Origin of the sequence: Desulfuromonas sp. (assembly GCF_002868845.1) — a bacterium.
Classification (GTDB): domain Bacteria; phylum Desulfobacterota; class Desulfuromonadia; order Desulfuromonadales; family BM501; genus BM501.
Window position 1 is genome coordinate 74,602 of sequence record NZ_PKUB01000004.1, and the last position, 20,280, is coordinate 94,881.

The 20,280-nt window shown below is 59.4% G+C and carries 14 protein-coding genes, 7 tRNA genes and 1 pseudogene; 14 read left to right on the forward strand and 8 right to left on the reverse strand.

The genetic code is table 11. The annotated features are described in order from the left end of the window. Positions 1–377 precede the first annotated feature (377 nt). From C0617_RS01085 to C0617_RS01095, 3 genes are all read right to left on the reverse strand, one after another. Positions 378–1,112 (reverse strand): hypothetical protein, encoded by a 735-nt coding sequence (locus C0617_RS01085; RefSeq protein WP_291315176.1) that lies wholly within the window; start codon positions 1,110–1,112, stop codon positions 378–380. Positions 1,113–1,997: 885 nt separating this feature from the next. Continuing rightward, positions 1,998–3,326, reverse strand: a complete 1,329-nt coding sequence (locus tag C0617_RS01090) for a cytochrome c3 family protein (protein ID WP_291315177.1) — start codon at positions 3,324–3,326, stop codon at positions 1,998–2,000. 118 nt (positions 3,327–3,444) lie between these two features. Then, the gene (locus C0617_RS01095; RefSeq protein WP_291315178.1) at positions 3,445–4,893 is read right to left on the reverse strand and encodes a sigma-54 dependent transcriptional regulator; all 1,449 of its coding nucleotides are present in this window, start codon (positions 4,891–4,893) and stop codon (positions 3,445–3,447) included. Positions 4,894–5,508: 615 nt separating this feature from the next. On the opposite strand from C0617_RS01095, the gene C0617_RS01100 reads away from it, so the two are divergent. Next, complete coding sequence (locus tag C0617_RS01100; protein WP_291315179.1) at positions 5,509–6,687, forward strand: cytochrome c3 family protein; 1,179 nt, start codon at positions 5,509–5,511, stop codon at positions 6,685–6,687. 442 nt (positions 6,688–7,129) lie between these two features. Here C0617_RS01100 and C0617_RS01105 read toward each other — a convergent pair whose 3' ends face one another. The 4 genes from C0617_RS01105 to C0617_RS01120 form a co-directional block, all read right to left on the reverse strand. Next, positions 7,130–8,242: a tetratricopeptide repeat protein gene (locus tag C0617_RS01105; RefSeq protein ID WP_291315180.1), complete on the reverse strand. Its 1,113-nt coding sequence runs from the start codon at positions 8,240–8,242 to the stop codon at positions 7,130–7,132. 111 nt (positions 8,243–8,353) lie between these two features. After that, positions 8,354–9,895 carry a cytochrome c3 family protein gene (locus tag C0617_RS01110; protein WP_291315181.1) on the reverse strand — a complete coding sequence of 514 codons (1,542 nt, stop codon included), beginning with the start codon at positions 9,893–9,895 and terminating at the stop codon, positions 8,354–8,356. A gap of 531 nt (positions 9,896–10,426) precedes the next feature. After that, complete coding sequence (locus C0617_RS01115) at positions 10,427–11,074, reverse strand: ABC transporter substrate-binding protein (protein WP_291315182.1); 648 nt, start codon at positions 11,072–11,074, stop codon at positions 10,427–10,429. 45 nt (positions 11,075–11,119) lie between these two features. After that, positions 11,120–11,899 (reverse strand): VacJ family lipoprotein, encoded by a 780-nt coding sequence (locus tag C0617_RS01120; protein WP_291315183.1) that lies wholly within the window; start codon positions 11,897–11,899, stop codon positions 11,120–11,122. Between the two features lie 757 nt (positions 11,900–12,656). Between C0617_RS01120 and C0617_RS01125 the strand changes: the two genes are divergently transcribed. The 13 genes and pseudogenes from C0617_RS01125 to C0617_RS01185 all read left to right on the forward strand — a co-directional run bounded on the left by C0617_RS01125 (position 12,657) and on the right by C0617_RS01185 (position 19,867). Next, positions 12,657–12,733, forward strand: a tRNA-Pro gene (locus C0617_RS01125). A 2-nt stretch (positions 12,734–12,735) separates the two neighbouring features. Next, positions 12,736–12,812, forward strand: a tRNA-Arg gene (locus C0617_RS01130). Positions 12,813–12,890: 78 nt separating this feature from the next. After that, a tRNA-His gene (locus C0617_RS01135) sits at positions 12,891–12,966 on the forward strand. Positions 12,967–13,203: 237 nt separating this feature from the next. Continuing rightward, positions 13,204–13,286: transfer RNA gene (locus C0617_RS01140), tRNA-Leu, on the forward strand. A 116-nt stretch (positions 13,287–13,402) separates the two neighbouring features. Then, positions 13,403–14,536, forward strand: coding sequence for a trigger factor (gene tig, locus C0617_RS01145; RefSeq protein ID WP_291315184.1), 1,134 nt, complete (start codon positions 13,403–13,405; stop codon positions 14,534–14,536). 12 nt (positions 14,537–14,548) lie between these two features. Beyond that, positions 14,549–14,728 carry a hypothetical protein gene (locus tag C0617_RS01150; RefSeq protein ID WP_291315185.1) on the forward strand — a complete coding sequence of 60 codons (180 nt, stop codon included), beginning with the start codon at positions 14,549–14,551 and terminating at the stop codon, positions 14,726–14,728. Between the two features lie 4 nt (positions 14,729–14,732). After that, positions 14,733–15,317, forward strand: coding sequence for an ATP-dependent Clp endopeptidase proteolytic subunit ClpP (clpP, locus tag C0617_RS01155; RefSeq protein WP_291315186.1), 585 nt, complete (start codon positions 14,733–14,735; stop codon positions 15,315–15,317). Positions 15,318–15,340: 23 nt separating this feature from the next. Then, entirely contained in the window at positions 15,341–16,591 is a 1,251-nt protein-coding gene (clpX, locus tag C0617_RS01160) for an ATP-dependent Clp protease ATP-binding subunit ClpX (protein ID WP_291315187.1), read from the forward strand. Between the two features lie 82 nt (positions 16,592–16,673). Then, a pseudogene (gene lon / locus C0617_RS01165) lies at positions 16,674–19,091 on the forward strand (endopeptidase La). Between the two features lie 107 nt (positions 19,092–19,198). After that, positions 19,199–19,471: an HU family DNA-binding protein gene (locus C0617_RS01170; protein ID WP_291315188.1), complete on the forward strand. Its 273-nt coding sequence runs from the start codon at positions 19,199–19,201 to the stop codon at positions 19,469–19,471. Positions 19,472–19,585: 114 nt separating this feature from the next. Further along, positions 19,586–19,662, forward strand: a tRNA-Asp gene (locus tag C0617_RS01175). A 12-nt stretch (positions 19,663–19,674) separates the two neighbouring features. Further along, positions 19,675–19,750 (forward strand) — tRNA-Val (locus C0617_RS01180). Between the two features lie 40 nt (positions 19,751–19,790). Continuing rightward, positions 19,791–19,867, forward strand: a tRNA-Asp gene (locus C0617_RS01185). Positions 19,868–19,995: 128 nt separating this feature from the next. Here the strand turns inward: C0617_RS01185 and C0617_RS01190 are convergent. Continuing rightward, on the reverse strand, positions 19,996–20,280 hold a 285-nt coding region (locus C0617_RS01190), incomplete at its 5' end, for a hypothetical protein (protein ID WP_291315189.1).

A 20,280-nucleotide genomic window follows, 5' to 3' on the forward strand; every position in this document is an offset into this window, starting at 1 on the left:
CTCTAATCGTGTGGGAAGCAATCTGTATTTATATATAGGAAATAAGGGGTTGGGTCAAGGAAACAATGAGCGCTAGGTCGTTATAAGGGCGGGGCGAAACAGGTAAGATTTCTCATTTCTGGAAATGATGGGCGTTCTTTTGATGGGGTGTGTCTTTAAAAGGGAAGAACGTCGTGTCTTTTGTCGTGGCTGATCGAGCGTGGGATAGATCCTGTGGGTGTTTTGGGGGGATTTTATCTACGGCCAGGTCGGGGGTTGTCGAAAAAGAGACTTCCTTCTTCATTCGAATCAAAGATCGTTGTTGGAATTGTAGTCTGAAAAACAAAAAAGCCGCCGGAAAACCGGCGGCTCTTTTGTTTTTCTCAGCGAATGCTGAATTACTTGTTGTGGCAGGTGGTGCAGAAGCCCGAATCGGTCTGGGTGCCGTAGAGGAACCAGCCGGTGTTGTCGTCAGAGTCGTCAACTTCGGGGCCGTTGTGCACGTCGTGGCAGGTGGCGCAAGTCATGATTTCTTTGCCGGCGCCGGTGCCGTCGTCGTACAGAACGTCGGCGATAACGGTGCCGCCAGCGAAAGCGTTGGTCGCGGGGTGCAGGTTGGCAGCGCCATCAGCGGTCTGGGCGTCGAGGTAGCTGAAGCCGATGGGATGGTCGTTGGTCAGGGTGTTGGGCTCGATGCCGATGCCGATCTCGCCCCAGCCGTCGCCTTCGGTCAGACCGGGAGTGCCGACAGCGCCGTAGTAGGCGTCGATGGCGACCACGCCGTCATGGCAACCCATGCAGAGACGGGAGGGGCCGATGACCGGGTCAGTGAACAGGCCAGCCTGGCTGAAGGTAGCGCTGGTGTAGGGGTCGAAGTCAGTCGCCGTCACGGTGCGGCTCCACAGGGGGAGGTAGTCGGAGTTGCTGTCTTCGATGGCGTGGTGAGGGGTGTGGCAGTAGGCGCAAACGCGCTCGTACTCGTCAGGAGTACCGCTGTTGTTGATGGTGTAGTTGAGCATGTCGTGCTTTGAGTCAACAACGCCAGTGCCGGGAGCCAGGTCGGCAAAGGCAGCAGCTGCGCCCCCGAGGGTCAAAGCCACGGCACAAAGGGCAATCAAGAAACGTTTCTTCATGGTATTCTTCCTTCCTTCCCATTCAGGTTGATGGTTGGCAGTCTGCATTTATGCAGGTGCTGCCGTTTCTCCTGCATGGCTCTCTTCCGAACACTCCCCTTGCAGCCTGATTGACGGCGATCCGGACAATCCGGATGGTACCACTGTCTCCCATGCTCAAGGGATGTAACCAATCACCTTCCCCAAAAGGTTGCTGGTTGTATCCCCTTTTTTAGCAAGGTTGGTGCCAGGTTTTGATCGGCGGGGTGTGTGGGCGGGGTTTTTGTTGGAAAGGCATGTTAAAACAGTCGCTTGTGGGGTTTTGGTGGGGGCTTTTTAAAAGGATTTCGGGCGCCGGGGGCGTCCCGGGGTGGGGGGGCATTTCCCCCACGGGGGGTGTTTTTGGGGGAAATAACGCAATTGTGCGATGGGGGAGTGTGCAATGGCACAGTTGGGCTCCCCCGGTTTCGAGGGGAGTCAATAGATGGGGCTCTTCAGAGAATTTCGTGGATTTGCCTCCGCAGGCGACAAAGGGTGGGGCCGGCAAGGACCAACTCCCCTGGGTTTTGATTATGTCTTGGAGCCTTTAAGTCGGCGGGTTTCGCCCCGCCAGGCGAGTTACTTTTCTTGATCGGCCAAGCAAAGTAACCAAAAGAAGGCCGCCCGCCTCCTTGCCCTTCGGGTCCCCTTCGCTCCACGGACCTTTCGGGGACGGGCAAAAACTCGCTTCGCTCAGACATTTGCCCGCCTAATTCCCGAAAGGTCCGCTGCGCTCCGGCTGCGTCACACGGGGTGAGTTTCAACTCCCCGGAATTCCGGGATGAACAAAAAAAGAGCGCCCTCCTTTGGGGAGGGCGCTGGGGGGGGCGGTTCTGTTTCGCGGAACTGCATTGGCGCTCCGGAGTGCTAGTTGGTTGCGGGGTCCTTCCGGTCGTATTTGACGGTTTTGTGGCACCCGGGGGAGCAGCTGCCGCCTGTCGGCGTCGGGGCGAAGCGGATGGGGATATTCCAGGCGCCGAAAGAGCTGCCCTTTTTGCTGATCAGCTTTTCGCTGTCGCTGGCGTGGGGCTGGTGGCAGGCGCGGCAGGTGCGGCCTTTGCGCGGGTCGGCCACATGAAGGAAGTGCAGGTTCTGCTTGCCGTTGCGGAACTCGGTGTAGATCGAGGTGTCCGGGAAGCTCAGCATCGACTTGTTGTGACACTGCAGGCAGAAGTCGTAGCTGCCTTCCTTGTAGGGGGCGTAAAAGGCGTCGGGATAGGGGCCGGTCAGCAGGCGGGTGTTGTCCGAGCCGTGGGGACTGTGGCATGCGGCGCACTCGCCGTCCTGGATGGGGCCGTGAAGAACGGTTTTGCCCTCCAGTTCTTTGCGGATATTGCGCAGGGCGTCGGTTTTCTTGAAGTCGTCCTTGCCGTGGCAGGACAGGCAGGTGTCCTTCTGGGACAGGGGCAGCAGGGCGTCGAATTCGGAGTAGTGGGTCGCGTGGCAGGTGCCGCAGCTGCGGTCCCGGTAGAGCGCCTTGTGCTTGACCTCGGCTGTATCCGCGGTCTCTTTGACCGTTTCATGACAGTTGAAGCAAAGCTCGGGCATCGCCTCGGAGAGGAGCTGGGGCAGGGGGGCGCTGTGGGGGTTGTGGCAGGTGGTGCAGCCCTGCTCCTGGGCAGCGGCATGAACGACTTTTGCGCTGGCCATCCCCTCGGCCATGGTCACGTGGCATTTCAGGCAGGTTTGGCGAAGGTCGGTCTTGAGCCTGGCCTGGTGGTCCGATTCGTGGGGGTCGTGACATTCGGTGCAGGCTCCGACCGCAACGGGGCCGTGGAGGTGCTCCTGCTCGAAGAGTTCCGGGTCGTGACACTGCATGCAGGTCTCGGACTGGTCCTCGTCGTTGGGCAGGAGGAAGCGGCCTTCGGCTCCGTGGGGATTGTGGCAGGACAGGCAGTCTCCGTCGGCGACGGGGTAGTGCACGACCTTTTTCTGGCCCATGGTGTCGTGGCACTGGTAGCAGAGCTCCGCTCCCTGGATCAGTTCGAAGGGGTCGCCTTCGCCGCCGGGGTGCTTCGGGGCGTTCTGAATGTGACAGAGGAGGCAGTCTCCTTCCTCGACCGGGGAGTGGAGGTTCTTCTTGGCGCTGATGTCGGCGTGGCAGTCGGTCGTCAGGCAGGTGTCGGCCGAGGCCGCCAGGGGCAGAAAGAGGAGGGCGGCGAAGAAAGCGGGCGGTATGATCGATAATGCATTCATTGTCTATTTCCTGTGCGCCTGGCCGTCAGGCTCGGGAAGGCGGAGGCGTCGGGCCGGATCGCTATCGGCCTGATCCGCCGTCCTGCGGGTGCTTCTCGGGCGATGGCCTGCCGGCGGCTTAGTTGGCCACGGAGGCATGGTCCGCATCGATGCCGGGATTTTCGTCGATCCCGAACTTTTTCATCCGGTATCGCAGGGTGTCCCGGGTCATGCTGAGGCACTTGGCGGCTTTGGTCTGGTTGCCCCCGTATCGGGCCAGGGCCTGCTGGATAAGTTCTTTTTCGACTTCACCGATGGAGATGCCTTCGGGCGGCAGGGTGATCCGGTGAGGAGGTGTGTCGGGGGTGTTCTCGGCGGGCTTCTCTTCTGTGTCGCCGATCTCCGGGCTGGCCTTGCGGATTTCGCTGGGCAGGAATTTGGAGGTCAGGGTCTTGCCCTGCTCCAGCATCATGACCCGCTCGATGGAGTTGCGCAATTCTCGGACGTTGCCCGGCCACTCGTACTGCAGAAGGTACTCCATGGCCTTGGGGGAGACGCCCTCGACGGCCCTGCCGTATTCTTCATTGAGGCGCTGGATGAAGTATTGAACGAGGTTGGGGATGTTCTCCATCCGCTCGCGCAGGGGGGGCAGGAGGATCGCCATCACGTTGAGCCGGTAGAAGAGGTCGCCGCGGAACCGTTTCTCCTCGACCATCTTGGGAAGGTTCTGGTTGGTCGCGGCGATGATGCGTACGTTGGCCTCGAGGTCTTCCTTGCCGCCGAGGCGCCGATAACGCTTGGTCTCGATGACCTTGAGGACTTTGGCCTGCATGGCGATGGGCATGTCGCCGATCTCGTCGAGGAAGACCGTACCGCCCTCGGCCAGTTCGAAGATCCCCTTTTCCCGGCTGGACGCGTCGGTGTAGGAGCCTTTTTCGTGGCCGAAGAGTTCGTTCTCGAGAAGGTTCTCGGGGATGGCGGCGCAGTTGACTTCGATTAAGGGCTCGTCAACGCGGGAGCTGTGCTGGTGAATGGCCCGGGCCACCAGTTCCTTGCCGGTGCCGCTTTCTCCGAGGACGAGAACGGTTTTGCAGTCGGTCTCTGCGCAGACCTTGATGGTTTTGAAGATTTCGATCATCTTGGGGCAATTGCCGACCAGCGTGTCGTGGTCGTATTTTTTGCGCAGGCCCCTGCGAAAGACGTCGACTTCCTTTTTCAGGCGCTTCTTTTCAAGTGCCTGGCTGATGGTGTGCTTGACCGTCTCGAGGTTGAAGGGCTTCCCGATGTAGTCTTCGGCCCCGAGTTTGAGGGCCTGTACTGCCGAGTCCATGTGGGCATTGGCGGTGATCATGATGACGATGACGTCTTCATCGTCGGCCTTGTACTGTTCAAGGAGGTCCATGCCGTTGGCGTCGGGCAGGAAAACGTCCTGAAGGATCAGGTGGGGGCGAAAGGTGGCGAATTTTTCGGTCGCTTCGGCTCCGGTCGCCGCGGTTTCCACCGTGTAGCCGGCGTCCTCCATGGTTTTGGCCAGGGACCAGCTGATAAGGTGTTCGTCGTCAACGACCAGGACGCGGTTTTGATTCATGAATGGACTGCTCCTGAGGGGGTAGCTTTTGGCAGAAGAATTGCAGTTTCTTCTGCCTCTTAAGCCGGGGCCGGTGAAACAGCCCCTATATTAATATGCATATCGTGGAATTGTCAATACGGGCCGAGCCCCGAGGTCTTTCCTCGATGCCCTTTGGGGTCGGGATGCGGCTTTGGCCAATATCCCGGAAATTCAAACGTTTTCTCCGTCCCTCCCGTCGGCATGGCCTTGGCGAGGGGGGAGGGGATGCCCCGTCGCTGCCCGGTGGAGGGTTCCCTGGTCGACCGGGTGGGCGAAGAGGGTGATCTGCCCCATTTTCCGAAAGGGGTGCGGCGGGGCTGTGTCATTTGCCCCACCGTGTCGTTTTATGCAAGATGCGTGCGACCCCTGAAGCGGGTCGCGGTAAAAGATGCTCGCCGCTGCGCCGGGTTCTGGGCGGCAGGTGATAATGAGACGGATCGGGCCTGATTATTCGGGCGTTTCGGGGAAAAGGCCCCCAAAAACAGCATGCAACAAGGAGGTACGATGCGAGCGGGAAGAGGATTTGTTTTATTGGCCTTAGCGGGGTTGGCAGTCTTTCTCGGGGGAGAGTTCGGTCTTTTCCCCGGGTCGGCCATGGCTATAGAGCCGGGCAGTCATCCCACGTTGTCCAATGACGATTGTGTCAAGTGTCACCAGAGCGCCCCCGAGGACGTTGCCGAAGCCGGGATGGCCCACAAGACGAGCGTCACCTGCCAGGACTGCCACGCAGGGCATCCGCCTATGGTCCTGGAGATCATTCCCCAGTGTGGTCAGTGCCACTCCGGGGAGCGGCACTTCGACGAGCTGGAAGAGTGCCTGGCCTGTCACTCCAATCCTCACAAGCCTCTCGATATGCTGCTCGGCAAGGATGTGACGGGGCCCTGCCTGACCTGCCACGACGATCAGGGGATCCAGCTGAAGGATTTCCCCAGTTTCCACACATCACTGGCCTGCACGGCCTGCCACAACACGCATGGACAGGTTCCGGAGTGTCTGCGTTGCCATACCGGCCATTCGGACGAAATGGTGCAGGCCGATTGCGCCCTCTGCCACCAGGCCCACAAGCCCCTTGCGGTTGCCTACGCGGACGACCTGCCGTCGAAGAACTGCGGCTCCTGTCATGATGATGTGCACACTACGTTGATAAACACCCCGGCCAAGCACCGCGAGGTGCTTTGCGCGACCTGTCATGAGGCGACCCACGGGAATATCCCCGAGTGCGCCAACTGCCACGAGCCCCATGCCGAGGATATGGCCCAGTCGGCCTGTGCCGAGTGCCACGATGCCCACGGTCCGATTCCCGTGGTGTACGGATCCGAGGTCGCTTCGGCCAATTGCGGCGCCTGTCATGAGGATCTGCTTCAGGAATTGAGCACCAGCGGCACCATGCATGAGGAGCTGCTCTGCGCGACCTGCCACGAAGAGAGCCACGGCAATATCCCCAACTGCGCCAATTGTCATGAGCCCCATGCCGAGACCATGGTTCAGGCGGACTGCGTGTCCTGCCACAAGGCCCATAATCCGATGCCCGTCGCTTATGCCGCCGATATTGCTTCAAAGAGCTGTGCGGCTTGCCACGACGATGCCTACGAGCTCCTTCAGGCAAATACGACCATGCATCATGAGCTGGAATGCGCGGTCTGCCACGAAGATACCCATGGCAACGTCCCCATGTGTACGGACTGCCACGATGCGCCCCACTCGGAGGGCATGTTGAGCAAGTTTCCCTCCTGCGGAGCTTGCCATAACATCGCGCACGACCTGATCCGTTAAACCAGGCGGATAACGAACCATGAGAAAAGCCCGGCTGGGATTCCCAGCCGGGCTTTTCTCTTTTGGGAGCAACAGCCGGAACCAAAGTCGGGCCGGCGTCCTCGGCCGGTGAGGCCGTCGCAACGCGGCCCCTCCTGCCGCCGGGGGAGGGGTCGGAAGGGCCTGCACCAGGGATCTTCCGGGTGTGGGTCTGACCATTGCAAACGATATGACGGTGGCCGCAGAGCGGTCGCTCTGACGCAGGCGCGAAGAGGCGCTGGGGAGCAGGACGTCGAGGCGCTTCGGAAAGCCTTTCGGAGGGACGGAGTCCTGCGTGGCTGGGGGGGGGCGGAGGAAGCGGGCTGCGGTCTGGGGCGGTCTTTGAAAGAGAGGAGCCGTGCCGGGGCGCCCCGGCACGGCCCCGAAGAGGTTGTCGGGTCTTCTGTCGGATCCGTGCTGAGGCCTATTGGGCGGGGGGAGGGGCGTCGATGAGATTGCTTTCGCAGCGCTCCAGGTCGGAAAGGAGTTTTTTCGCTGCCTTGGCATAGTTCTGCAGGGCGAGGTCTTTTTTGCCGGAGGCGGTGTAGATTTCAGCCAGGGCGACCAGGACCTCGGGCAGGGGTTTCACCGTGGCGGCGGCATCTTCCAGTTCGGGCAGGGCTTCTTCGTCCCGGCCCTGCCGGTGCAGGGCCAGACCGAGCCCGGCTACGGCTTCGAGGCTGTCCGGGTCCATGTCGAGGGCCTGGTTGAACTTGGTTTCGGCATTTTTCCAGTCCTGCATTTTGATCAGGGCGAAGCCGCCCTGGACAAGGGGGGACGGGTCGGCCGGGGTCAGTTTGGCCGCCGCGGCGAACTCTTGAACGGCCTGGGGATACATCCTGCGCTTGAGCATGACCTTGGCCAGGCCGAGGTGGTGAAGGGCCTGTCTCTCCTCGGCGGTCTTTTCCGGTCCTCTGTCGACCTGTGATAAGGCTTGGAGCTCGGCCGCGGTGATTTCTCCGCGGGCCACCCGGAGCCAACCCTTCAGGGTTTCCTCGAGGTCGGCGGCAAAGGGGAGTTTGGCGACAAGTTCACCCTCGGCGGAAATGACCAGGGCCGTGGGCATCATGAATATGCCGAAGAGCGTGTAAGACGTCCGCTCGGCGTCGTCTAGGACGGGGATCGGGCCGTCCGAGGCTTTCTTTAAAACAGCGGGATCGCACCCCTTGGGGTCGCTGCAAATGGCGAAAATATTGACCGTCTCGCCGCTCTGCCGGCGAAGGCTGCCGAGGGCAGAAACCATTTCTATGGCCCGGTTTTGCCTGATCTCGTTGTCCAGGGCGAAAAAGGCGAGCACGGCCGGTTTGCCTCGAAGGCTTTCGCGGGTAACCGGCTTCTTGTCCATTCCGGGAGAAAGGCTGAAGTCGGGAATCTGTCCTCCGACTTCAAGGCGCGTGGCCAGGACGGCATCAGCGAGGTCGCTGGGCAGTTTTTCCAGGAACTCGGCCTCGGTCGTCTCCTCTGCGAGGGCCGGGACGCAATATGGGGTCATGGTGACAGTGAGCCATGCCGCCATGAGGGCGCATAACAGTTTCATGATCGAGATATGTTCCGTTTCTTTCTGTTGGATCGAGAGGTCGCCAGGGGAGAGTTCGTACTGCGCCGGGATCGGGAAGGATCAACCTGTCCGATTTCCCCGTTCAGTTGCTCAGTACTTCACCGGCTCGTTGCGATCGTAGGTCAGCGGACGGTGGCAGCCCACGACGCAGCCGCCCCCGGTGGGGTTGACCGTGTAGCTCAGGGGGTAGCTCCAGCCCTTGCTGCCGAAGGGGATTTCCTCCCGGATGTGGCGTTCCTGGTCGCCGGCGTGGACTTCGTGGCAGGCTTTGCAGTTGCGACCCTTTTCGCGATTGACGTGCAGGTAGTGGAGGTTGCGGTTGCCGTTTCGGAACTGGGTCTCTTTGCTCCACTTGCTCAGGGCCACCTTTTCGTTGTGGCAGTTGAAGCAGATGCCGTATTTTTCCGTGGCGTACGGGGTGTAGAATTCGGTGGGAAAATCGTTTGTCAGCAGCCGGCTGTAACTGTAGCCATGGACCTTGTGGCAGGCGGAGCAGTCGCTGGTGAGGACGGGACCGTGTTTGAACTCGCTTTCGGTCACCGCCTGGCCGATTTCCATGTGGCAGGTATAGCAGATCTCGGTCAGCGGCGCCTTGAGCTGATGTTCGTAGTTGGATGCGTGGGGCGTGTGGCAGGCGGTGCAGTTGCCCTCTTGTACGGGGTGGTGGGCAACCTTGGCCTTGAGGATCTGGTCGGAGAGCTCCGGATTGATCTCCTCGTGGCAGGACAGGCAGGGGGCGATTTGACCCTGGGCCCGCTTGGTGAGGTCGCTACGGAGTTGGTGCCGGGTCTCCGAACCGTGTGGGTCGTGGCATACTCCGCACCCTTCCAGGACCGGTTGGTGGATGTGTTTCCGGGAAAATTCCTCCATGCGGTACTGGTGGCACATGAAGCAGATCTTGTCTTTCTCCTGGTACAGGAGGTTGGCGTGGTCGCTGGCATGGGGATTGTGACAGGCCACGCAGTTGCCTGTGCCGACCGGGCCGTGCAGGTATTTGTGGTTGCTGCGTTCGCCACCGTGACAGGAGCGGCACAGGGCTTCCTGCGAATCTCCCTTGAGCTGGAACTTGACTTCGGACTGGTGGGGGTCGTGGCAGGTGAGGCACTCGCCCTGCTGCATCGGCTGATGGAGGACCTTTCCGGCAAAACGACTCTCCTCGCCGGTATGGCAGGCGAAGCAGAGGTCCTGGTCGGTCCTGGATAAAAAGACCGGGTTCTGGGAGCCGTGCGGGTTGTGGCAACCGGTGCAGCTTTTTGCCCCGACGGGGCCGTGCAGGAACTTGGCCTGGTCGAAGTTGGGGTGGCATTCTCCGGTGCTGCAGGTGCTGTCCGGACGGATTCTCGTATAGGAGGGCTTGCCGCGCCGCCGAAAAATGTGGCATGCCTGGCAGTCGCCGACGAGGTCGTCGCCGGCGTGCATGGTGTAGAGGGCAAATCCTTCCGGGGCCTTGGCCGCGGTTTTAGCCTGGAAGAGTTGCAGGGTCGAGGTGACCTTCTGGTCCGCCCCCAGGGTTTCGATGGTGTTCATGCCTCGGCCGAGCTTGACCTGAAAGGAAAAAGCGCCTTGTGCGACGGGGACTTCCGTGCCGTCAAGGGCTTTGCCCCCCCGGACCCGGACGGTGACCTGGCCCACGCCTTCCGGGGCGAGGCCAATGACCTGTATCTTTTTCTGGACGATAACACTTTGGTTTTCGGGGAAGACTAGGGTCGGTTTTTCGATTGCGGCGCTCGGAAAAGGGATTCCAAGGCAGAAAAACGCAATCAACCCCAGAAGATGTCTATGGTAATCCTTCATCTTCTCGACCTCTTTAAGAAGAAACCAGATTGAGTGTTGTGTGTATTGCTGACAGACTGGAAGTTTGTCCAGCACGCTATAAATCGACAATAGACTATTCAATAATGCCTTTTGAGTCAAATGATTTTTGTCCAACTTTTAGTGGAGCATGATGGATGAGGTTATTGTTGTTTTTTTTTATGTGCCGGGAGGAAAAACCAAAAGCTCCGCGGTCATTCCGGAGCTTTTGGTTGGAAGAAGGATGTTGGTGTTTAGGATTGCCAGCGGTTCCGGCGGTGACGATTCTCTCGCGGAGGGTGGATGCGGCACGGACGGGTGCCGGATCGGCCGGATTTAGTTTCTGGCCGGTGCGGCAGGGGGCTCTAGAGGTTAGCGTTGCAGCGCGTCGTTGACCTCTCTGGCGCTCTGCAGGTCCTTGAGTTTGTCTTCCATTTTGGCCAGCAGTTCCTCCATCCCTTCTGTACGGATGATTTCCCCGTAGGTGCTGCGGTAGTTTCTCACCAGGCTGACCTCTTCGATGACCACGTCGTAGACCAGCCACCTGTCACGGTTCAGGATGAGCTTGTAGCGGATGGGGATTTCGGAGCTGGAGGTGACGATTACGGTGTCGACGATGCCCCTTTTCCCCAGCGTTTTCTCGCCGGCATATTCCACCCTCTCGTCCGTATACGCCTCGATGCGTCCTAGGTAGGAGGCCTCGAGAAGGTCGGCGAAGAGAGCCGAGAACCGCTGCCGCTGCTCGACTGTGGCTGTTTTCCAGTTCTGGGCCAGGGTCCCCTGCGCCATGACTTGGAAATCGAAGCGGCTGCGGATGGTCGAGGTCAGGGCCTGCCTGCGCGCCTCCGGTGATGGGGGCGGGTCCCTGAGAAGGGTCAGCACTTGTTCCACCGTTTGCCTTACCTGTTCCAGCGGGCCGGTGGGTTCGGCCGTCGCCGGGCAGGCTATGTGCGGAACCAGGAGGGCCGCTAGAAATAAGAGCCGCGCAGCAGTCATGATGGATATCTTTCGCTTGTCCATTGCGGTTTCCCCTCTCTTCCTCCGCCGGGGGGGTGACCCGGACGGTCATTTCTCGATCTGGGCTTCGCGCCGCTGGGCGTAGGCGTCCCTGATGAATAGATAGGGATCGATCTGCTCTTCTTTGATGCTTTCGTAGGTGTCCTTGTCGAGGGAAAGCCTGTTCTCGAAATCCCAGGCGCGCAGGGCGATGGCCAGGCCCTCTTCCTCCCCGCTGGTGCCGAGATAGTAGAGTGGGTCGAGAAACAGGTCCGCCACCCGGCCCACGCCGTCGCGCAGGTTGGCCGGGCCGAGTACCGGCAGGACCAGGTAAAAGCAGGGCCCGACGCCGTAATGGCCGAGGGTCTGTCCGAAGTCTTCATCGTGTTTGGCCAGTCCCCCGTAGGTTTTCGCCACGTCGAACAGGCCGCCGATGCCGAAGGTGGTGTTGACAAAGAGGCGGGCCAGTTCGTGACCGGCCAGGGTGCCCTTGAACTGAAGAAGGGCATTGACGAAACGGACCGGGGTGGACAGGTTGGAGAAGACGTTGGATACGGAAGTGCGCGCCGGTTCCGGAACGACGCGATAGACCCGTGCGACCGGTTTGAAGAGGTATGAATAGAGTTTGTCGTTGATCCAGAACACCCCGCGGTTGAAGGGTTGGATGGGGTCGTAGACTGCGAGGGGAATCTCGTCGTCGAGGTCCTCCTCCCATCTCCATTCCTCCGGGTCGGCCGCGGCGACGTCTCCGGTTTCGGCTCCGGGCGAGGGGAGGGCGCCCCTCATGGCGCCGGGCGCCGAGCATCCGATAAGGGCAAGGGTGAGGCAGGCGGTTGCGATGCGTCGCATGGGAAGGCTCCTTCTCATCTCTGGAAACCTGGTTGGTCAGCTCCTTCGTGGTTGTTGCCGGTTCGGTCGCAAGGTTCGGAAGGTTCTCCGCCTCTCGATGAAGAAGCGCCGGTCGTGGCCGGCCGGTGTCGCCTTGGGGCATGCCCTTCGGGCGGTCTCCGGAAACGGTTTCGTGGTGTCCCCGGTTGGGTGTGTATGTATCCCCGGTGCGATTTTTTCTGGACCATCCTTTATGTGTCTTAAGATTGCCAAAAGACCGGTTCTTTTCAAGTTTGCCGGTTGTGTGGAGGGTGCCGCTTGTGGTTGAGGAATAAAAGTTTCTCTCGCGTTGGCCGGGGTGGGGGGGGGGAAGGACCCGGCGGAGTCCGGTCGGGTGATTTTGTCGTTACCTCAAGGCCTTTCTCCTCTTATCCACAGGCGCTGTGGAAAAGGCCCGGGAAACCCTCCCCCCGAGACCCGGAACGTGTCAAAACATTGAAGGAAATAACGTCTTGCTCAAATTTTAACCATAATAAAAACTTCAATATAATCGGTCACTTGTGTGGACGTGTGGCGTTCTGTGGGCTGTTGTGGAATGTATACAGTATCCCAGGCGCAGGCCTCGGAGGGGTGGGGCCATGGGGTGCCGGGAACGGAGGGACTGGAGTATGCCTTTTGGCTTGGGGGAGGACCCTTCCCGGTGTCGTCGCCGCGACCGGTTTTGTCGGGAAAAAATAGGTTGACCTTTTTCCGAACGGCGTGCTAAGTATTGTCGCTTCGGGGCGTAGCGCAGCCTGGTAGCGCACCTGCCTTGGGAGCAGGGGGTCGCTGGTTCGAATCCAGTCGCCCCGACCAGCGCGCCAGTAGCTCAGTTGGACAGAGCAGCGGCCTTCTAAGCCGTCGGTCGAGGGTTCGAATCCTTCCTGGCGCGCCATTTTCGTCTCCAGGGGGGAAGCGCAAGTTTCCCATTGACAATGATCGGATTTCTTAGCTAATATACGGTCGTTTTGTGGTGGGTGTAGCTCAGTCGGTAGAGCACTGGATTGTGGCTCCAGTTGTCGAGGGTTCGATCCCCTTCACTCACCCCATTTAACGTTTCTGGCCCGCCTTTTTACCGTTACGACACGTGTGGCGCTTCGGCCGCAGGGCAGTAAAAAGACGGGCTTTTTTGTATTCAACGACGAGTAAGCAGCTTCGCTGCCGGAGTGGTCTGCGGCGCCGCTTTGGGAAGGACTGGCTCGGGCGATATCGTCTCCTGGCCGGTCCCGGCGCGGTTGGACCCGTTAACCGTTTGATACGCAGGGTGTTTTTGATCACGTCCCTTTGCGAGAGTGGCGGAATTGGCAGACGCACTGGATTTAGGATCCAGCGGGCAACCGTGGGGGTTCGAATCCCCCCTCTCGCACCATCTTCCTTTTCCCACCCGCGCACGATACCCATGAAATCATGTTACGTGCCCGCAGGCGCCCGTCTGCGGTTCGCTTTTTTTTATAACCATCCAGTCACTGCATGGAGAGGCATGGTATGAACGTCACCATTGAAGAGATCAGCAGCATCAGGAAAAAACTGAGTTTCGAGGTGGATGCCGAGCAGGTAGGCGCCGAGATCGAAAAGGCCTACCAGAAGATCGCCAAGACTGCCAAGGTCAAGGGCTTCCGCCAGGGAAAGGTTCCCCGGTCAATTCTTGAGAAGCACTATGCTCCCCAGATGGAGGAGCAGGTTCTGGGCCGGCTGATCAACGACTCCTACTTCAAGGCCCTCGTCGAGCACAAGGTTCCCGCCGTTTCCGACCCGGAGATCGTCGACAGCAGCCCCCTGGAAAAGGGCAAGCCCTTTACCTATGAGGCGGAGGTCGAGGTGAAGCCCGAAGTCGAGGCGAAGGATTACTCAGGCATTTCTCTGCAGAAAGAAACGTTCGATCCGGACGAGCAGGTGGTCGTGGACCGCATCGAGGAGATGCGGGCTCAGCGATCGCAGATGACTGTCCCCGACCGGGAACAGGCCAAGGGCGGCGACTTCGTGACCATTGACTTCGAGGGTTTCGTCGATGGCGAGGCCTTCGAGGGCGGCAAGGCCGAAGGGCATGTGCTGGAACTCGGGTCGGGCACCTTTATCCCCGGTTTCGAAGAGAAGGTCGTCGGGATGAAGAGTGGCGAAGCGGGCGAGATCGAGGTCACCTTTCCCGAGGAGTACGGCAACAAGGAACTGGCCGGCAAGCCGGCGGTTTTCAAAGTGGCCATCAAGGAGATCAAGGTGAAAGAATTGCCGGCCCTCGACGATGAGTTCGCCAAGGGCTTCGGTCTCGAGTCTCTGGCGGAGCTGAGGGAGAAGGTCGACCAAGGCTATCGGACCCAGGAGCAGAACCGTATCGACGGTGATCTGCAGGAGCGGCTGATGGGGGCTCTCATCGAGCGCAACTCTGTCGATGTGCCCGAGGCCATGGTGTCCAAGCAACTCGATTTCATGCTCGACAATGTCCGCAACCGGATGAAAAATCAGGGCATGACCATGGAGATGCTCGGCATGGACGACGACTCCTTCAAGCAGATGTACCGTGAGGCAGCGGTTCGCCAGGTGCAGGGCAGCCTGATTCTCGAGGCGGTCGGTCGCCAGGAGGATGTCTCCGTGGAAGAGGGCGAGATCGACGGCAAGCTCTAGAGCATCGCCGAGATGTCCAACGCCCCTCTGGACGCGGTCAAGAAGTACTATGGCGCCGAAGAGGCGCGCCGCGGTCTGATGTCCCAGATCGTGGAGGAAAAGGTCTTGCAATTTTTACTCGATCAATCGATCATCGAAGAGGTCAACAAAGACCAGTTGTCCGGGCAGGACGGGGACACCGACAAGGAGTAAGCCAATGAGCCTGATTCCCATGGTGGTGGAGCAGACCGGTCGCGGAGAGCGTGCCTACGATATCTATTCCCGCCTGCTCAAGGACCGGATCATCTTCGTCGGGGGTGCCATAGAGGATCACATGGCGAACCTGATTATCGCCCAGTTGCTCTTTCTGGAGTCAGAGGATCCGGACAAGGACATCCATCTGTACGTCAATTCGCCCGGGGGCGTGGTTACTGCCGGTCTGGCGATCTACGATACCATTCAATACCTCAAGGCCCCCGTCTCCACCATCTGTGTCGGGCAGGCCGCCAGCATGGGCGCCGTATTGCTCGCCGCCGGAAGCAAGGGCAAGCGCTTTGCCCTTCCCAATGCGCGGGTGATGATTCATCAGCCCCTGGGCGGCTACCAGGGACAGGCCTCGGACATCAAGATCCACGCCGAGGAGATCCTGAAGATGCGCGAGGCCCTCAATCGCATGCTCGCCGAGCATACCGGTCGGCCCCTGGAGCAGATATCAGTCGATACCGAGCGGGATTTCTTCATGGATAGCGAAGCCGCCAAAAAGTATGGTATCATTGACGACATAATTCAGAGAAAAGCCTGATCTTTACGAGCGGAGACGATTACGTGAGTCAGAACGACGGTCAATCCGGACAGCTGACCTGTTCTTTTTGCGGCAAAGCGCAGGACGAGGTCAAAAAACTCATTGCCGGCCCCGCGGTTTACATCTGCGACGAGTGCATCGAGTTGTGCAAGGACATTATCGCCGAGGAAGCCAAGCTCGAGGACTCGGAAAGCGGGGAAGGGGGGAAGCTGCCCCGGCCCTCCGAGATCAAGGACGTCCTTGACGATTTCGTCATCGGCCAGGAGCGGGCCAAGAAGGTCCTTGCCGTGGCGGTGTACAACCACTACAAGCGGGTCGAACACGGCGGCAAGTTCGGGGACGTGGAGGTGCAGAAGAGCAACATCCTTCTGCTCGGCCCGACCGGCAGCGGAAAGACCCTGCTCGCCCAGACCATGGCCCGGGTGCTCAACGTTCCCTTTGCCATCGCCGACGCCACCAACCTGACCGAGGCGGGGTATGTGGGCGAGGATGTCGAGAACATCATCCTTAACCTCCTTCAGTCCGCCGATTACGATTTGGAACGGGCCCAGAAGGGGATCATCTATATCGACGAGGTCGACAAGATCGCCCGCAAGTCGGACTCGCCCTCCATTACCCGGGACGTCTCGGGCGAAGGGGTTCAGCAGGCCCTGCTCAAGATCATCGAAGGGACGATGGCCAGCGTGCCGCCCAAAGGCGGTCGCAAGCACCCGCAGCAGGAGTTTCTCAAGGTCGATACCACGAATATCCTGTTTATCTGCGGCGGAGCCTTCTCCGGGCTGGAGACGATCATCGCCCAGCGCACGGGGGCCAAATCGATGGGGTTCGGCGCCAAGGTGCAGAAGAAGCAGGAGCAGAAACTCGGTGAGCTGCTTGCCCAGGTCGAGCCGATGGACCTGCTTAAGTACGGCCTGATTCCCGAGTTTATCGGCCGCCTCCCCGTGGTTGCGACCCTCAACGAGCTGGACGAGGATTCCCTGATCCAGATCCTCAAGGAACCTAAGAACGCCCTCCTGAAGCAGTATCAGAAGCTGTTTGAAATGGAGAAGGTGAATCTCAAGTTCACCGACGGCGCACTCGTGGCCATCGCCGAGGAGGCCCTGAAGAGAAAGACCGGGGCCCGCGGATTGCGGTCCATCCTTGAGAACGCCATGCTCGACGTGATGTACGATATCCCCTCTCAGGACCGGGTCAAGGAGGTGGTTATCAACGAGGACGTCATCCACAAAAACGCCCGCCCCATCATTCTTTACGAATGTGCCGAATCGGCCTGATCGGATAAAGGCGAAAGGACGCCCATCCTTTCGCCTTTTTATTCTCTACGCTCCATAATTCTCACAAAGGTAGCTGATAGCCATGGCAGACCATATTGAACGCTCAAAGAGCGAGAAGGGCGACAAGGGGCTCTATCCCCTGCTCCCCCTGAGGGATATTGTCATCTTTCCTCACATGGTCACTCCCCTGTTTGTTGGCAGGCCCCGTTCCATAAACGCCCTCGAGGGGGCCATGGAGAAGGACAAGATGGTCCTCCTGGCCACCCAGAAGGATCCCAAGACCGACGAACCCGAGGCGGACGACCTTTACCATATCGGAACCCTCGGTCAGGTCATCCAGTTGCTTAAGCTGCCCGATGGCACGGTCAAGGTTCTGGTCGAAGGGAAGCGGCGGGCTCGCATCGGATCCTTCGTCAGCAAGGAAGAGTGCGTTTTTGCCGAGGTGGATGAATTGTCCGACGGGGATGTCGATTCTCCGGAGGCCGAGGCCCTGATCCGCTCGGTCAACGACACCTTCGAGAATTATGTCAATCTGAGCAAGAAGGTTCCCCCGGAACTCCTCTCCTCGGTGAGCGGGGTCAGCGACGCAGGGCGCCTGGCCGACACCATTATCGCCCATCTGAACGTGCGCATCCCCGACAAGCAGGAGATTCTGGCCCTGCTCGATCCCCGGGAGCGCCTCGAAAGCCTTCTCGCTCTCATGGAGCGGGAGGTTGAGATCCTTCAGATCGAGAAAAAGATCCGCAACCGGGTCAAGAGCCAGATGGAGCGGAGCCAGAAGGAGTACTACCTCAACGAGCAGATGCGGGCCATCCAGAAGGAACTCGGGGAAAAGGACGAGTTCAAGCAGGAGATTCGCGAGCTCGAGGAGAAGATTGAGAAGAAGCGCATGTCCAAGGAGGCCACGGACAAGGCGATGGGGGAGCTGCGCAAGCTGAAAATGATGTCCCCGATGTCGGCCGAAGCCACCGTCGTGCGCAACTACATCGACTGGTTGGTTTCCCTTCCCTGGAAAAAAGGGACCAAGGACCGCCTCGACCTGGTACAAGCCGAGGAGATACTCGAGGCCGACCACTATGGCCTGGAGAAGGTCAAGGAGAGGATTCTCGAGTACCTGGCCGTTCAGGCCCTGGTCCGGAAGATCAAAGGGCCCATCCTTTGCCTGGTCGGGCCGCCGTGGGTGGGCAAGACCTCCCTGGGGCGTTCCATCGCGCGTTCCCTCGGGCGCAAGTTCGCCCGCATTTCTCTGGGCGGGGTGCGCGACGAGGCGGAGATCCGCGGTCATCGCCGCACCTATATCGGGGCCATGCCGGGCAAGGTCCTTCAGGGCCTGCGCAAAAGCGGGGTGAAGAACCCGGTGTTTCTTCTGGACGAAGTGGACAAGATGAGCACCGATTTCCGGGGTGATCCCTCCTCGGCCCTGCTTGAGGTGCTCGACCCCGAGCAGAACAGCACTTTCGGGGATCACTTCCTCGACGTGGACTACGACCTCTCCAGCGTGCTGTTCATTGCGACGGCCAATACCCTGTACTCCATTCCCCGGCCCCTTCAGGACCGCATGGAGGTCATCCGCATCGAGGGGTATACCGAAGAGGAGAAGCTCAACATCGCCCGTCGTTATCTCCTCTCCAAGCAATTGGAGGCCCACGGGCTGCCCGCCGACCGGGTCAGTTTTTCCGATACGGCTTTCTACGAGATTATCCGCCGCTACACCCGGGAGGCCGGGGTTCGCAACCTGGAGCGGGAGATCGCCAATATCTGCCGCAAGATCGCCCGGGAAGTCGTCAAGGCCAAAGACAAGAAGAAACGCTATCAGGTCGCCGCCCTGCAGATAAAAAAATATCTCGGGGTGCCCCGTTTCAGCTATGGGGTGAAGGAAGAGGAGAACCGGGTCGGCCTTTCCACCGGTCTGGCGTGGACCGAGAGCGGCGGCGAATTGCTGACCATCGAGACGGCCATCCTCCCGGGTCAGGGCAAGCTCACCGTCACTGGAAAACTCGGAGAGGTGATGCGCGAATCGTCTCAGGCCGCCATGACCTACGTGCGCTCGCGGTGGAAGGAGCTCGGCTTGGAAAAAGATTTTTTCTCCAAGATCGATATTCACATTCATGTCCCCGAGGGAGCCATCCCCAAGGACGGGCCATCGGCCGGCATCACCATGGCCACGGCCCTGGCCTCAGCGTTGACCGGGCGGGTCGTTGACCGGGATCTGGCCATGACGGGGGAGATCACCCTTCGCGGCAGGGTTCTGCCTATCGGCGGTCTCAAGGAGAAGCTCCTTGCGGCCAAAAGGGCTGGGATTACAAGGGTTGTTATCCCCCAGTAGAACGAGAAGAACCTGGAGGACGTTCCCCCTCAGATCCTCAAGGCTCTCGATGTTATGCCCGTCTCCCACATGGACCAGGTCCTCGAGGAGGCTCTCATGGTTGCGGCCCCCATTGGGGGAAGGCCCGAGGGTCCCGACCTGAAGCCTGCTGTCGAGGAGCCGGTACGTCACTAAATTTAAGGCTTTCAGGCAAATATTCTCTTGACACTCTTTTCTGAAGTTTGCTATAAATAGCGCGCTTTCAGCAGTGCTTTTAATAATTCCTAATTGGGAGGTATGTTGTGACTAAAGCGGACCTTGTTAATGCGATGGCGGAAAAGGCGGGGCTGAGCAAGACTGATGCAGAGAAGGCTCTCAAGGGCTTTGTCGATGCCGTGACAGAGGCCCTGAAGGCTGGTGAGAAGGTCGCCCTCGTCGGTTTCGGTACCTTCAGCGTCGGCGAGCGCGCTGCCCGTACCGGTCAGAACCCCCAGACTGGTGAGAAGATTCAGATTGCCGCCGCCAAGACTCCCAAGTTTAAGGCTGGCAAAGCTCTGAAAGACGCTGTACAGTAGTTTCGGGTATCCGCTGCGCTAAGCGGGTTTCTGTTTAAGGAAATTAGGGAACGGAAAATAGCCGCCTTCCTGCAGTACGAATTCGCCTATTTTCTGTTTCCTATTTTCTTCTGCGGGGCTGTAGTAGAGTCGGTTACAACGCCGGCCTGTCACGCCGGAGGTCGCGGGTTCGAGTCCCGTCAGCCCCGCCATTTTATACCCTTGGGCGAATAGCTCAGCTGGGAGAGCATCGGCCTTACAAGCCGAGGGTCACAGGTTCGAGCCCTGTTTCGCCCACCACTTTGTAAGGCTTAATGGCCTTGCTTTGAATTGTACACGAGGGGCTGTAGTAGAGTCGGTTACAACGCCGGCCTGTCACGCCGGAGGTCGCGGGTTCGAGTCCCGTCAGCCCCGCCAGATCACAAGGAGGCGACCCTGATGGGTCGCCTTTTTTGTGTCTTGGACCAGGTTCTTTTCGAAAGCCGGCCATCTTTTTTGTTCGGGCTTTCAGGACTACCCTTTTTTCAAACCAGTATGGGAGAAAATCAATGGCTTTCGTTCGGTTGCTGTTCCCTGTTTTTCTGGCTGTCTTTTTGGTGAATTGCTCCATCCCCCAGAATGTTTTGGCGGCGGAGGCCCTTGTTGCCAGGGTCGGGGGGGTTCCTGTTACCGTTTATGAACTCCAGCGGGCGGCCGAAAAAATCTTGCCTTCGCAGGTTAAGTTCCATGGTGAGCTCTCTCCGGAGAAACGCGAAGAGGCCCGAAGCGAAGCCTTCGATCTTCTGGTCGATAGAGGGTATAAGATACGCTATGCCCTGGATGAGGAGATC

Coding starts and splice junctions, on each gene's coding strand:
- C0617_RS01085 (WP_291315176.1), bottom strand. CDS start 1,112: ATGAAGAAACGTTTCTTGATTGCCCTTTGTGCCGTGGCTTTGACCCTC.
- C0617_RS01090 (WP_291315177.1), bottom strand. CDS start 3,326: ATGAATGCATTATCGATCATACCGCCCGCTTTCTTCGCCGCCCTCCTC.
- C0617_RS01095 (WP_291315178.1), bottom strand. CDS start 4,893: ATGAATCAAAACCGCGTCCTGGTCGTTGACGACGAACACCTTATCAGC.
- C0617_RS01100 (WP_291315179.1), top strand. CDS start 5,509: ATGGCTATAGAGCCGGGCAGTCATCCCACGTTGTCCAATGACGATTGT.
- C0617_RS01105 (WP_291315180.1), bottom strand. CDS start 8,242: ATGAAACTGTTATGCGCCCTCATGGCGGCATGGCTCACTGTCACCATG.
- C0617_RS01115 (WP_291315182.1), bottom strand. CDS start 11,074: ATGGACAAGCGAAAGATATCCATCATGACTGCTGCGCGGCTCTTATTT.
- C0617_RS01120 (WP_291315183.1), bottom strand. CDS start 11,899: ATGCGACGCATCGCAACCGCCTGCCTCACCCTTGCCCTTATCGGATGC.
- tig (WP_291315184.1), top strand. CDS start 13,403: ATGAACGTCACCATTGAAGAGATCAGCAGCATCAGGAAAAAACTGAGT.
- C0617_RS01150 (WP_291315185.1), top strand. CDS start 14,549: ATGTCCAACGCCCCTCTGGACGCGGTCAAGAAGTACTATGGCGCCGAA.
- clpP (WP_291315186.1), top strand. CDS start 14,733: ATGAGCCTGATTCCCATGGTGGTGGAGCAGACCGGTCGCGGAGAGCGT.